General features: G+C 73.4%; 11 protein-coding genes. 1 reads left to right on the top strand and 10 read right to left on the bottom strand.

The features are described 5' to 3' along the window. The first annotated feature begins 50 nt into the window (after nucleotides 1-50). Nucleotides 51-1,490, top strand: a complete 1,440-nt coding sequence (locus O2W53_RS10780; protein WP_269163014.1) for a hypothetical protein — start codon at nucleotides 51-53, stop codon at nucleotides 1,488-1,490. 89 nt (nucleotides 1,491-1,579) lie between these two features. Here O2W53_RS10780 and O2W53_RS10775 read toward each other — a convergent pair whose 3' ends face one another. From O2W53_RS10775 to O2W53_RS10730, 10 genes are all read right to left on the bottom strand, one after another. Next, nucleotides 1,580-3,229 carry a DEAD/DEAH box helicase gene (locus tag O2W53_RS10775; protein ID WP_269163013.1) on the bottom strand — a complete coding sequence of 550 codons (1,650 nt, stop codon included), beginning with the start codon at nucleotides 3,227-3,229 and terminating at the stop codon, nucleotides 1,580-1,582. 228 nt (nucleotides 3,230-3,457) lie between these two features. After that, nucleotides 3,458-4,537 (bottom strand): adenosine deaminase, encoded by a 1,080-nt coding sequence (locus O2W53_RS10770; protein WP_269163012.1) that lies wholly within the window; start codon nucleotides 4,535-4,537, stop codon nucleotides 3,458-3,460. Nucleotides 4,538-4,578: 41 nt separating this feature from the next. Beyond that, nucleotides 4,579-5,394: an ABC transporter permease gene (locus O2W53_RS10765; protein WP_269163011.1), complete on the bottom strand. Its 816-nt coding sequence runs from the start codon at nucleotides 5,392-5,394 to the stop codon at nucleotides 4,579-4,581. Next, nucleotides 5,391-6,293 (bottom strand): ABC transporter ATP-binding protein, encoded by a 903-nt coding sequence (locus tag O2W53_RS10760; protein WP_269163010.1) that lies wholly within the window; start codon nucleotides 6,291-6,293, stop codon nucleotides 5,391-5,393. Before O2W53_RS10760 ends, O2W53_RS10765 begins: the two co-directional genes overlap by 4 nt. A 145-nt stretch (nucleotides 6,294-6,438) precedes the next feature. Then, the gene (locus O2W53_RS10755; protein WP_269163009.1) at nucleotides 6,439-7,716 is read right to left on the bottom strand and encodes a thymidine phosphorylase; all 1,278 of its coding nucleotides are present in this window, start codon (nucleotides 7,714-7,716) and stop codon (nucleotides 6,439-6,441) included. Beyond that, nucleotides 7,713-8,120, bottom strand: coding sequence for a cytidine deaminase (locus tag O2W53_RS10750; RefSeq protein WP_269163008.1), 408 nt, complete (start codon nucleotides 8,118-8,120; stop codon nucleotides 7,713-7,715). Before O2W53_RS10750 ends, O2W53_RS10755 begins: the two co-directional genes overlap by 4 nt. Next, entirely contained in the window at nucleotides 8,120-9,400 is a 1,281-nt protein-coding gene (locus tag O2W53_RS10745) for an ABC transporter permease (RefSeq protein ID WP_269163007.1), read from the bottom strand. Before O2W53_RS10745 ends, O2W53_RS10750 begins: the two co-directional genes overlap by 1 nt. Continuing rightward, a complete protein-coding gene (locus tag O2W53_RS10740) occupies nucleotides 9,397-10,653 on the bottom strand; it encodes an ABC transporter permease (RefSeq protein WP_269163006.1) in 1,257 nt (418 codons plus the stop codon). Before O2W53_RS10740 ends, O2W53_RS10745 begins: the two co-directional genes overlap by 4 nt. Then, nucleotides 10,650-12,197, bottom strand: coding sequence for an ABC transporter ATP-binding protein (locus O2W53_RS10735; RefSeq protein WP_269163005.1), 1,548 nt, complete (start codon nucleotides 12,195-12,197; stop codon nucleotides 10,650-10,652). Before O2W53_RS10735 ends, O2W53_RS10740 begins: the two co-directional genes overlap by 4 nt. A 172-nt stretch (nucleotides 12,198-12,369) precedes the next feature. Next, nucleotides 12,370-13,428: a BMP family lipoprotein gene (locus tag O2W53_RS10730; protein WP_269163063.1), complete on the bottom strand. Its 1,059-nt coding sequence runs from the start codon at nucleotides 13,426-13,428 to the stop codon at nucleotides 12,370-12,372. Between the last annotated feature and the right edge of the window lie 276 nt (nucleotides 13,429-13,704).

Raw genomic sequence — 13,704 nt, 5'->3', positions numbered from 1 at the left:
GCAGCGACACCGGCCTGCGCGGACCCGGACTCACCGGGCAGGATGGGCGGGTGCCCAGGCCCAGCATCGTCCCCATCGCCCTGACCCTCGACGACCGCACGGGCTACACGCTCTGGGCGCCGCCGTGGGAAGAGGACGGCGAGGAGTGGCAGGCGTTCCTCGGCAGCACCGTCGACGTGCCGGCCGACATCAACGACGACGACCCCGAGGCCCCCGGCCCCACCGCGGTCGTCCACCTGTTCCCCTCGCCGGCCGCACTGGCCGCGTTCTGTCGGGTGAGCACCGACCACGACCTGGTCGACCACCCGGTCTGGCCCGTGGTGTCGACGCTGGGCGCCGCCGACCTCACCCCTGACGAGGACCACCGCTACGACCTGGACGGCGTCTACGACATCGTCGCGGAGAACCCCGACCGCTGGGCCGTCGAGGAGCTCGCCGCCGACGTGGACATCGTCGGCCGGCTCGCCGAGTGCTGCGACACCACCGGCGACGAGGACGACGAGGACCTCGACGACGACGAGACCAGCTTCGAGGCCGTCGCCGAGCTGGTCTCCCGCCCCGAGATCGCGGCGCTCGGCCTGGGCGTCGGGGCGTTCCTCGGCCGCAGCGGCGAGGAGAGCTGGGCACGGCTGGGCACCGCCGTCGACGAGCTGTGGGAGGACGTCCTCGAGGAGCTCGACGAGCACCTGGACTGGACCGGCGCCGGCACCGTGTCGACGGACGACTACCCCTCCGCCGCCGAGGAGGCCGAGGCCCGCGCCGCCGACCCGGACGACGAGGAGGACGACGAGGAGGTCGACGTCGCCCCGACGGACCGCCCCGCCGCCGGTTCCACCGCGGCCAGCCCGGCGGAGGCGTCCACCGCCGGCGTCCGGACCGTCCGCAGCGGCAGCGGGCTGACCGCGACCCCCGCGGCCGTCGCCGCCGCCCAGGAGTTCTGGGAGGCGGTCGGCATCCTCCCGGTGGAGCTGGTCGTCCCGGAGGGTGCCGGGGTCACCCTGCGCTGCTACGTCGACGACCGGGCGCGCTTCCTCGGCCGGGACGGTCAGGTGTTCGTCTTCCCGACCCCGGTCGAGCTGGCGCGGTTCTGCGCCGGCGACGAGGCGCACGACCTCACCGAGATCGCCTCCTGGCCCGAGGTGGCCGACACCGACACGATGCCGCTGCCGGCCGACGAGGACCGCTACGACCTGTCCGCGCTGGCCGAGGTGCTGGCCGAGGTGGCCGGGGGCGCCGGCGGACTGGTGACCCACCAGGCACTGGCCCAGCCGGCCGAGGGCGCATTGGACCTGGCCGAGTACGCCGGGCTCCCGCGGGTGCAGCAGCAGTTCAGCCCGGGCGCCGCGCTCGGCCAGGCCGTGGCCCGCAGCGAGACCGAGCCGACCGCCCCGCTGTCGGGCGAGGACGCTGCGGTGCTGGCCGGGGCGTGGGCCGACGTCCTCGCCGACATCGGCACCGCCCTGGTCTTCCGCAGCGACGTCGAGCGCTAGGGAGACCCGGACACGGCAACGGCCGGCCCCCGCGATGCGGGAGCCGGCCGTTGCCGTTCAGGCCCCGTCGCTACGGACGGGGCCCCTGCTCAGAAGGAGCGGGCCGGGCGCGAGGGCCGGCCACCGGCGCGGTGCCCCTCGCTCGAGCCGCGGTAGCCACCGGTGCGACGCTCGCCGCCACCGGAACGATCCCGATCGCCGTAGGAGCGCTCGCCCGAGGGGCGGTCTCCGTACGAGCGGTCGCGGTCGCCGGAGGGACGGGCAGCCACACCGCGATCCCGATCGCCGTAGGAGCGCTCGCCCGAGGGGCGGTCTCCGTACGTGCGATCGCGGTCGCCGGAGGGACGGCGCGGGCCGCCACGGTAGCCACCGGGGCGCTCACCGGTGGGACGACGCCCGCCGGAACCGCCGGCCGGACGGCGCGACTCGCGCACCGGACGGACGATGGGCTCGACGAACGTGCCACCGGCGACGAGGTCCGCGATCGGGGCGTCGCCCGGGCGGATCCGCGACACCTGCGGGTCGAGCTTGGCCTGGCGGAACCGGCGCTTGGCCTGGCCCACCTGGTCCGGCAGGAGCAGCGAGACCACGACGCCTGCGGCACCGGCGCGCGCGGTGCGGCCGGAACGGTGCAGGTAGGTCTTGTGGTCTGCCGGCGGGTCGTAGTGCAGGACCAGCGACACGTCGTCGACGTGGATGCCACGCGCGGCGACGTCGGTGGCCACCAGCACCGGGCTGCGGGCGTCGGTGAACGCCTCCAGCGCGCGGCGGCGGGCCGCCTGCGGGAGCCCACCGTGGATGGGCTCGGCCGCGATGCCGACCTGCTGCAGGTTGCCGGCCAGCCGGTCGGCACCGTGCTGGGTGCGCACGAAGATGATGATCCGGCCCGGACGGGCGGCCATCGCCTCGGTGATCTTCAGCTTGTCCGGGAAGGACACGCTGTAGGCCAGGTGCTCGGCCTGCGGACCGGTGTCCGCTGCCTTGGCGACCTCGTGGCGGGCCGGGTCCTTGAGGTAGCGACGCACCAGGGTGTCGACCTCGCCGTCCAGCGTGGCCGAGAACAGCAGCCGCTGGCCGTCGTTCCGGGTCTGGTCGAGCAGCTCCTTGACCACCGGCAGGAAGCCGAGGTCGGACATGAAGTCGGCCTCGTCGATGACCGAGACGACGACCTCGGAGAGGGTCGCCTCGCCCTGGTTGATCAGGTCCTGCAGCCGCCCGGGGGTGGCGATGAGCACGTCGACGCCGCGACGCAGCTGCTGGATCTGGCGGTACATCGAGGCACCGCCGTAGACGGCGGCCAGCTGGACGCCGTTGGACTGCCCCAGCGGGGCCAGGTTGTCGTGCACCTGCTGGGCCAGCTCACGGGTCGGCACCAGGATCAGGCCACGCGGCGCGCGGCGGCCCTGCTGGGCGTCGGCACCGAGCCGGGCCAGCAGCGGGAGGCCGAAGGCCAGCGTCTTGCCCGAGCCGGTGGCGGCCTTGCCGAGCACGTCGCGCCCGGCGAGGGCGTCCGGCAGGGCGGAGGTCTGGATGGCGAAGGGGTGACGGATGCCCTTGCGCTCGAGCGCGGTGACCAGCGGCTGGGGCAGGCCCAGCTGGGCGAAGGTCGGGCCGGTGGGCTCGGGCGCCGCCTCGGCCACGGGGGCCTCGGTGACGGGCGCGTCGAGGACGGCGGCGTCAGCCGGGGCGTCCTGCAGAGCGGGGGTGTTCTGAACGTCGACAGAGTCGAACGAGGACAAGCGGGGACTCCGATACAGATCGGCGCGCGTCCCGTGGTGAAGGTGGTCGCCGGATGTCCGGCGTCCACGCTGGTGATCGGGGGCGTCTGCTATGACGCGTGATCTGCACGGATGCGCTGTGCCCGGGCAGGACCGCCCGGGAGGATGACCGGCGTTCACCGGCACGTCCAGGTTAGCAGCGACCGCGCCCAGAAGATTCCCGAGCGTGGGTGACCCTGCTCGCGCGAGTCAGGAGCGCAGCGCCTCGAAGCCCGGGCTGAGCACGTCGGTGAACACCCGGGCACGCACCGCGTCGTCGGCGAAACCGCCGCGCAGCGCCCGCTCGGCGACCGCCTGCACGTCGTCCCAGCCCCACCCGAAGGTGTCCACGACGGCGGCCAGCTCGCTGGTCGCCGACACCCCGCTCATCAGCCGGTTGTCGGTGTTGAGGGTCACGGTGAAGCCGGCCCGGTGCAGCCGGTCGACGGGGTGGTCGGCCAGCGTCGGGTAGGCGCCGGTCTGCACGTTGGACGACGGCGCGACCTCCAGCGGCACCTGCTCGTCGCGCACCCGCTCGGCCAGCTCGCCCAGGGGCCCGTCGACCGGCACCTCGTCGGCGATCCGCACCCCGTGGCCGAGCCGCTCGGCACCGGCGCCGTCCAGCGCCGCCCGGATGGACTCGATGCCGGCCGCCTCCCCGGCGTGCACCGTGCGGTGGGCACCGGCGCGGTCCAGCAGCTCGATCGCCGCGGGGATGCGGTCCGGCGGGAATCCGTCCTCCGGCCCGGCCAGGTCGAAGCCGACCACCCCGGCCTCCCGGTGCCGCACGACCTGCTCGGCGACCTCCACCCAGCGGTCGGTCTGGCGCATCGCGCACAACAGCGTGCCGACGACGATCGGGTGCCCGGCGGCCGCGGCCTCCCGGCTGCCCTGGGCGTAGCCGTCGAGCATCGCCTCGACCGCGGCGTCCAGCGACATGCCGCCCGCGGTCAGCAGCTCCGGCGCCATCCGCACCTCGGCGTAGACGACCCCGTCGGCGGCCAGGTCCAGCGCGCACTCGCGGGCCACCCGCTGCACCGCCTCGGGACGCTGCATCACCGCGACGGTGTGCGCGAAGGTCAGCAGATAGCGCTCCAGCGACCCAGAGTCGGCGGCCTCGCGGAACCACCGGCCCAGCGCCTCCGGCTCGGCGGCGGGCAGCTCGCGGTAGCCCACCTCGTCGGCCAGTTCGAGCACCGTCTGCGGCCGCAGCCCGCCGTCCAGGTGGTCGTGCAGCAGCACCTTCGGCGCGCGGGTGAGGGTCTCGACGTCCAGGGGCGCGGCGGGCATCCCCGCACGTTACCCAGGCGTTCCCGGGACCCTGCGCTGCGTCACCGGTCGACGCGGTCCTGCCAGCGGAAGGTGCGCACGCAGAGCACCAGGCCGACGACGCACCAGATGGCCAGCACCAGGGCGACCCGGCCCAGCTCCCAGCTGCCGGCCGGCTCCTGCGCGGCCAGCGCGTCGGGGAGGAACACCGACCGCAGCCCCTGCGCCATCCACTTCAGCGGGAAGACCGCAGCCACCGTCTGCAGCCAGGTGGGCACCTCGCTGAACTGGAAGAACACCCCGGAGATGAACTGCAGGACCAGCGCCACCGGAGTGACCGTCGCCGAGGCGGAGCGCCCGTTGCGGGCCAGGCTGGAGACGGCGATGCCCAGCAGCGTGCAGGCCGCCGAGCCCAGCGCGGCGACCCAGGCGAAGGTCAGCCAGTCGGCCCCGGACGGCAGGTCGACGTCGTAGAACACCACCCCGATGACCAGCAGGATCGCCACGATCGCCACGGTGACGACCAGGACCTGGACGACCTTCCCGACGAAGTAGGCGCTCTTGGGCATCGGGGTGCCGGCCAGGCCCTTGAGGGTGCCGTCGCTGCGCTCGGTGGCGATGCCGATGGCCATGTTCTGCAGGCTGGCGCCGAGGATCCCGGCGGCGATCACGCCGGCCATGAAGTACTGGGTGAAGCTGACCCCGGAGCCGAGCTCGTAGTCCAGCACCGCCCCGAACACCAGCAGCAGGATCACCGGGAACATCAGGGTGAAGACGACGGACTCCCGCTGCCGGAAGAACTCCTTGAGCTCGACCCCCGCCCGGGTGCGGCAGACGCTGCCGATCGACGGCAGCGAGCGTTCCTCGGTCGTGGTCATGACGGTTCGCCGATCATCCGCAGGTAGACGTCCTCGAGCGTCGGCCGGGCGACGGCCAGGTCGGGCACCTCGCCGGGGAAGCGGGTGGCCAGCTCCGCGACGAGGGCCGTCGGGCTGGCGGTCTCCGCGGTGCGCCGGACGCCGTCCTCGGTCCAGCTGACGACGGCCGGCGCCGTCCCCCGCCCGCCCAGCGCGGAGGGAACGGCCACCTCGACCAACCGGCCCCGGGTGATGACGCCGACCCGGTCGGCCAGTTCCTCGGCCTCGTCCAGGTAGTGCGTGGTCAGCAGCATCGTGGTGCCCAGGTCGCGCAGCGAGCGGATCAGCGACCAGAACTGCCGGCGGGCCTCCGGGTCGAAGCCGGTGGTGGGCTCGTCGAGGAACAGCAGCCGCGGCCGGCCGACGATTCCCAGCGCGACGTCCAGCCGGCGGCGCTGACCGCCGGAGAGCGTCCGCCCGCGGGCACCGGCCTTCTCGGTCAACCCGACCAGCTCCAGCACCTCGGCCGGGTCCCGCGGGTCGGGGTAGTAGGCGGCCTGCGCGCGCAGCAGCTCCAGGCAGCTCAGCTGGCTGTCCCCCGCGCCGGACTGCAGCACGATGCCGAGCTCGGCCTTCCAGCGTCGCCCACCGGCCGCCGGGTCGACGCCGAGCACGCGGACGTCGCCGCCGTCACGGGCGCGGTAGCCCTCCAGCACCTCGACGGTGGTCGTCTTGCCCGCACCGTTGGGGCCGAGCAGGGCGAAGATCTCCCCGCGCCGGATGTCCAGGTCCACGCCGTCGACGGCGTTGCGGTCGCCGTAGCGCTTCACCAGCCCGCGGATGCTGATCGCGGCATCCGGATCGAGTGAGGTGGACGGCTGGACCGCTCCGGGCGCGGGTGCGGCGGGCGTTCGGGTCACGAACGGTCAGTGTCCTCTCCCCGGCTGTGCACCCCGCGCCGCCCCTCTTCCGACGATCATGGAGCCGGCGGGACGACTCACCGGCTCTGTCCCCCTCGCAGAGCCCCGCCGCGAGCCTGCGAGTGGTGGGGGGCGAGGGGTCCTCCTAGATCCGGTCGAGCAGCAGGGGCAGCGGCTCGTCGTCGGTGTCGACGCCGACCGCGCCTTCCAGCGCCTCCAGCGCGCGCGGGATGCGGGCGGCGTCGTCGGTCTGCAGCTCCAGCAGCGGCTGGCCGGCGGTCACCTGCTCCCCCACCCCGGCGTGCCAGACGACGCCGGCCGCGGCCGACACCGGGTCCTCCTTGCGGGCCCGGCCGGCACCCAGCCGCCACGCCGCCACCCCGAGCGCGTAGGCGTCCAGCCGGGTCAGCGTGCCGGTGGCCGGCGCGGTCACCACGTGCCGCTCGGCCGGCTGCGGCAGCGCGGCGTCCGGGTCACCGCCCTGGGCGGTGATCATCCGGCGCCACACGTCCATCGCCCGGCCGTCGGCCAGGGCGTCGGCGGGGTCGACGTCGTCCCGGCCCACGCCGGCGAGCATCTCCCGCGCCAGGGCGAGGGTCAGCTCGACCACGTCGGCCGGCCCACCCCCGGCCAGCACCTCCACCGACTCGGCGACCTCGACCGCGTTGCCGGCGGCCCGACCCAGCGGCCGGTCCATCGCGGTCACCAGGGCCACCGTGCGCACCCCGGCCGCCTCGCCCAGCCCGACCATCGTGCGGGCCAGGGTGCGGGCGTCGGCCGGGTCGCGCATGAACGCACCTGACCCGGTCTTCACGTCCAGCACCAGCGCGTCGGCACCCTCGGCGATCTTCTTGCTCATGATCGAGCTGGCGATCAGCGGGATCGACTCGACGGTGCCGGTCACGTCCCGGAGGGCGTAGAGCACCTTGTCCGCCGGGGCCAGGTCCGAACCCGCGGCGCAGATGACCGCGCCGACGTCCCGGAGCTGGGCCAGGTAGGCCTCCTCGTGGACGTCGGCCCGCCACCCGGGGATCGACTCGAGCTTGTCCAGGGTGCCGCCGGTGTGCCCGAGCCCGCGGCCGGACAGCTGCGGCACCGCGACACCGCAGGCGGCGACCAACGGGGCCAGCGGCAGGGTGATCTTGTCGCCCACGCCGCCGGTGGAGTGCTTGTCCGCGGTCGGCCGGCCCAGCGAGGAGAGGTCCTTGCGGACGCCGGAGTCGATCATCGCCTGGGTCCAGGCCGCGAGCTCGTCGGCGGACATGCCGCGGAAGAAGACTGCCATGAGCAGTGCGCTCATCTGCTCGTCGGGCACGACCCGGTCGGTGTAGGCGCCGACCACCCAGCGGATCTGCTCCGGGGTCAGCGACCGGCCGTCGCGCTTGGCCCGGATGACGTCGATGGCGTCGAACGGCTGCGTCATCGGGACGCCGCCTTCACCAGGTCGTCGGGGCCGAACGCGTCGGGCAGGACCTCGCGCATCGGCACGATCCCCAGCGACACCGTCTCGATCATCATCTCGGCTCCCCCGTGCTCCCAGAGCAGTTGCCGGCACCGGCCGCACGGCATCAGTGGCTGCCCGTCCCCGCCCACGCAGGCCACCGCGACCAGCCGGCCACCGCCGGAGCGGGCCAGGTCGCTGACCATGCCGCACTCGGCGCACAGCCCGAGCCCGTAGGAGGCGTTCTCCACGTTGCACCCGGTGACCACGCGCCCGTCGTCGACCAGGCCGGCCACCCCCACCGGGAACCGCGAGTAGGGGGCGTAGGCGTGGCCCATCGCCTCCCGGGCGGCGCTCCGCAGGACGTCCCAGTCGATCTCGGGCACTAGTGCTCTCCTCGTCGGTAGACCAGCCCGTCGGCCTTCGGCGGCCGCAGCCGTTGCGAGGCCAGCGACAGGACCAGCAGCGTGGTCAGGTGCGGGGTGAAGGAGACGATGCCGTCGGGCAGCTCGTCGATGGTCCAGAACGCCGCCAGCGCCGCGGCCGCGAAGGCGGCCGCGATGATCGCCTGGGTGTGCTTGCCGCGGACGACCTGCCAGACGGCCACCGCAGCGAGCAGGAACGCCACCAGCAGCAGCAGTGCCACCACCGCGGTCTGGCTGCGCAGCTGGAGCGCATCGGCGAAGCCGAACAGGCCGGCGCCGGCAGCCAGGCCACCCGGCCGCCAGTTGCCGAAGATCAGCGCGGCCAGACCGATGAACCCGCGCCCGTTGGTCTGCCCCTCCCGGTAGATGTTGGCGATGAAGACCAGGAAGACACCGCCCAGGCCGGCGAGCATGCCGGAGATGACCACCGCGATGTACTTGAGCCGGTAGACCGGGACACCGAGGGAGTCCGCGGCCGCCGGGTTCTCCCCGCAGGAGCGCAGCCGCAGGCCGAACGCCGTCCGCCAGAGCACCAGGTAGGCCGCCGGGACCATCAGGACGGCAAGCACGGTCAGCACGCCGACACCGTTGCTCACCCCGCGGAGCAGGCCGGCCAGGTCGCTGATCAGGAACCAGCCCTGGGACTCCAGGTCACCGAGCAGGTCGGGGCCGGAGGAGAGCACCGGCAGCGAGAAGCTCGGTGGGCGGCTGGACAGCGTCGGTGACTGGGTGACACCACCGCCCGCGGCGTTGTCGGTGTAGAGGAGCTCGGAGAGGAAGCGGACGACGCCGGCGGCCAGGATGTTGATGGCCACGCCGGAGACGACGTGGTCGACGCCGAAGGTGACGGTGGCGACGGCGTGCAGCAGGCCGCCGAGCGCCCCGAAGAGCGCGCCACCGGCCAGGGCACCGACCCAGCCCCACTGATAGCCGGCCCAGCCGGCTCCCCAGGTGCCCAGGATCATCATTCCCTCGAGCCCGATGTTCACCACGCCCGCGCGCTCGGCGAACAAGCCGCCGAGGGCGACCAGCAGGAGCGGCACGGCGAGCAGCAGCGCGGCGCCGAAGGTCGACGACGACGTCAGCGCCTGCTGCCCGGAGATCACCCGGACGGCGGAGAACAAGACCAGCAGCCCGACCAGCAGCCAGGCCACCCTCCTGGCCCGGCCACCGCCGAGGAACAGCTCGGCCAACGGGCCCCGGCCGGTGCCGGCACCGGGTACGGCGGTCGCGGTGCTCATGCTCCTGCTCCCTGACGGCTGTCGGTGCGGCCGGCGTCACCGGCCGCGTTGCGGACCCCGACGCCGGTCCCGGTGCCGGTCGTGGGGCCGACGTCCGGTGGCGGCCCGTCACCGGGCCCCTGCCCGCCACCGGTGCTGCCGTCACCGGAGGTGGGCGGCGCGACGGCGCTGCCGCCCTCGGCCTGCCGCCTGGTCACGCGGCGGGCGACCTCGTTGGCGATGACGACGGCGAGCACGATCGTGCCCTGGATGATCGTGACCACCGAGGCCGGGATGTCGGCGAACTGCAGCGGGATCGCGGCCCGGTCCAGGAAGGCGAACAGCAGCGCACCGAACGCGATCCCCAGCGGGGAGTTGCGGCCCAGCAGCGCCACGGCGATGCCCAGGAAGCCCAGGCCGGCGGTGAACTCGGTGTTGTAGCTGCGCGCGTCACCGAGCAGGTCGGGCATGCCGATCAGGCCGGCGATGGCGCCGGAGATGAGCATCGTCTTGAGCACCATCGCGCGGGCGTCCACGCCGCTGGCGGTGGCCGCGGACGCCGACATCCCGGTGGCCCGCAGGTCGAAGCCGAACCGGGTGCGCTTGATCAGCACCGCCACGGCGATGCCGACCACCACGGCCACGACCAGGAAGCCGTAGAGCTCCGAGCGCGGCTCGGCCAGGCCCAGCCCGGTGAGCACGCCGTTCAGCCCGGGGAACCAGCCGGACTCGGGGATCGGGCTGGTGGTGATGATCGAGGCGCCCTCAGCGGAACCCCGCAGCGGCCCGGTGAGCAGGTACGACGCCAACCCCAGGGCGATGAAGTTGAGCATGATCGAGCTGATCACCTCGCTCACGCCCCGGGTCACCTTCAGCACGGCGACGATGCCGGCCCAGAAGGCCCCGACCGCCATCGCGACGGCGATGATGAACAGCAGGTGCAGCGGGCCGGGCAGGACCACCGCCGCACCGGCGCCGGCGGCCAGCACCGTCGCGATCCGGTACTGGCCCTCGACGCCGATGTTGAACAGCCCCATCCGGAAGGCCACCGAGACCGCCAGCCCGGCCAGGAAGAGCGGCACGGCCCGGTTGAGCACGACCACGATCGCCTGGGTCTGCTGGGCGGGCGAGTCGCCGAAGTCGAACATCACCCGGACCGCGGTGGCCGGGTTCTGGCCGATCAGTGCGATGACGGCCGCGGACAGGACGAGCGCCACGACCAGCGCGATGGCGGGGGCCATCAGCGACAGGCCCAACCGGCGGAGGGCGGTCACGCGGCACCGACCGAGTCGTCGCCGCGCGCAGCGCCGGTCATGTGCCCACCGAGCTCCTCCGGGGTGACCTGCCTGGGGTCCAGCGTCGCGACCAGCGCCCCGCGGAGCATCACGTGCAGCGTGTCGGACAAGCTGATCAGCTCGTCCAGGTCGGCCGAGACCAGCAGGATCCCCATCCCCTCCGCGCGCGCGTCCTTCAGCAGTTCCCAGATGCCCGACTGGGCGCCGACGTCGACACCGCGGGTCGGGTGGGCGGCGACCAGCAGCCGCGGGTGCGCGCTCATCTCCCGCCCGACGATCAGCTTCTGCTGGTTGCCCCCGGACAGCGCGATCGCCGCGGTGTCCGGCCCGGGTGCCCGGACGTCGTACTCCTGCATGATCCGGGCGGTGTCCGCGCGGGCGGCCCGCCGGTCGATGAACGCGCCCTTGACCGCCGGGGGCCGGGTCTGGTGCCCGAGGATCCGGTTCTCCCACAGCGGCGCGTCCAGCAGCATCCCCTGCCGGTGCCGGTCCTCGGGGACGAAGCCGATGCCGCCCTCGCGGCGCCGGCGGGTGCTCCAGTGCGCGACGTCCTCGTCGCCGAGCCGGAGCTCACCGGCGGCCAGCGGCCGCAGGCCCATGATCGCGTCGACGAGCTCCGCCTGGCCGTTGCCCTCGACCCCGGCGATGCCGACGACCTCTCCCTCACGGACGGTGAGGGAGACGTCGTCGACGACCGCCCGGCCACCGGCCGCGGCGGTGACGGTGACCCCGCGCATCCGGAGGACGGGGACCTCCCGCACCGTGGACTCGCGCTTCGCCGCGACGGGCAGCTCGGCACCGACCATCATCTCCGCCAGCTCCTTGGCCGACGTCGTCCGCGGGGCGGCGGTGCCGACGGTCGTGCCCCGGCGGATGACGGTGATCGAGTCGGCGACCTTGCGCACCTCGTCCAGCTTGTGCGAGATGAAGATGACGGTGAGGCCCTCGCGCTTGAGCTCGGCGAGGTTGCCGAACAGCTCGTCGACCTCCTGCGGGACCAGGACGGCGGTCGGCTCGTCGAGGATCAGGGTGGTGGCGCCCCGGTAGAGCACCTTCGCGATCTCCACGCGCTGCCGGTCGCCTACGCCGAGGTCCTCGACCAGGGTGTCGGGGTCCAGGCCCAGCGCGTAGCTGTCGGAGATCTCCTTGATCCGGCGGCGGGCCGAACTGCGGTCCAGCCGGCCGCCCTTGGTCGGCTCGCTGCCGAGCACGACGTTCTCCAGCACCGTGAAGTTGTCGGCCAGCATGAAGTGCTGGTGGACCATCCCGATGCCCGCGGCGATCGCGTCCGCCGGGCTCCGGAAGGTCACCGGCTCCCCGCCGAGCAGGATCTGCCCCTCGTCGGGGCGGTGCATGCCGTACAGCGTCTTCATCAGCGTCGACTTGCCCGCGCCGTTCTCGCCCACGATGGCGTGCACCTCACCGCGCCGGACGCGCAGTTCGATGTCCTTGTTGGCCACGACGCCGGGGAAGCGCTTGGTGATGCCGCGCAGCTCGACCGCCAGTGGTGCCGACTCGTTCAACGGGGTCTCCAGGTGGGCGCAGGACCGGGGCTGGTGACCGGAGGTCTTCCGGTCGTGAGCGCGTCGGACGACGTCCGGTCCGACGCGGAGACGGTACACACGGAAAACGGCGGGCCCAGGGGCGTGTACCGCCCCCTGGCCCGCCGCGTCCGTGCTGCTCAGGACGAGCGCGTCACGGGATCGCCGGGACCTCGATCTCGCCGTCGATGATCTGCTGGCGGAACTCGTCGATCTGGGTCTGGATGTCGTCGATCTGCCCGCCGGAGGTGGACAGGCCCACGCCGTCGGTGGACAGGTCGTTGATGATGTCCTGACCGCCCTCGACGGCGTCCTCGGAGTAGTCGGAGATGAACGACTCCACCGCGTTGTCGACCCGCTTCAGCATCGACGTCATGATCACCGCCTGCAGGGCCGGGTCACCGACCGTCTCGTACTGGTCGGAGTCGACGCCGATCGCCCGGCCACCGGAGGCGGCAGCCGCCTCGAAGACGCCCTGACCGGAGCCGCCGGCCGCGTGGTAGACGATGTCGGCACCGGCGTCGAACATGCCCTGGGCGACGATCTGGCCGCGGGCCGGGTCGCCGAAGCCGGAGAAGTCACCGGCCGGCGAGATGTACTGGGTGTCGACGACGATGTCCGGGTTCACCGCCTTGGCACCGGCCACGTAGCCGGCCTCGAACTTCTGGATCAGCGGGTTCTCGACGCCGCCGACGAAGCCGATGTGGTCGGTCTCGGACTTCAGCGCTGCAGCCGCGCCCGCGAGGAAGGACCCCTCCTCCTCGGCGAAGAGCAGGCCGGTCAGGTTCTCCGCGCCCATCTGCTCCACCGACGAGTCGACGACGGCGAACGTCGTCTCGGGGTACTCGGCGGCGATGTCGCCGATGATCTCGCCGTAGGCGAAGCCCACCCCGATGACCGGGTCGTAGCCCTGCTCGGCCAGCTGGGTGAGCAGCTCGGCCCGGTCGGAACCGTCGTCGTTGGGCGACAGCTCCTGCACCTCGCCGCCCATCTCCTCGATGGCGGCCTCGACCCCGGCGTAGGCCGAGTCGTTGAACGACTTGTCGCCGCGACCGCCGGTGTCGTAGGCGAGCCCGACCATCAACTCCTCGCCGGAGGCGCTGCCGCCGCCGCCGCCGCCATCGCCGGAACCGGTGTCGGTCTCGTCACTCGCGCAGGCCGCCAGGGCCATGCTGCCGGCCAGCAGCAGAGCTGCGGCCTTCATCCCACGCACTCGGCGCAAGACGGTCTCCTCTCTGAGAGGGCTCCTCCGACCAGTGGTCGGACGGAGCCCCGGTGCGGTGTGTTCCAGGCCTGCTGCGCCGTCCGGCTCACACGTACCGGCTCACGGGTACGAGGCGGTTCCGACGGCGACGTGCGCACGCTAACCGCGGCTCGGGCGCCGGAGACCCCCAGGCGAACGGATAGAGACCCGATCGTTGCCAAGGGGCAACACCCGGCACACACGACGAGCCCTCCGGGAGACCTCCGGCACACCGTCGACCGCCGC

The sequence above is a fragment of the Modestobacter sp. VKM Ac-2978 genome (assembly GCF_026968025.1).
Classification (GTDB): domain Bacteria; phylum Actinomycetota; class Actinomycetes; order Mycobacteriales; family Geodermatophilaceae; genus Modestobacter.
This window is presented reverse-complemented; position numbering and strand designations above follow the sequence as displayed.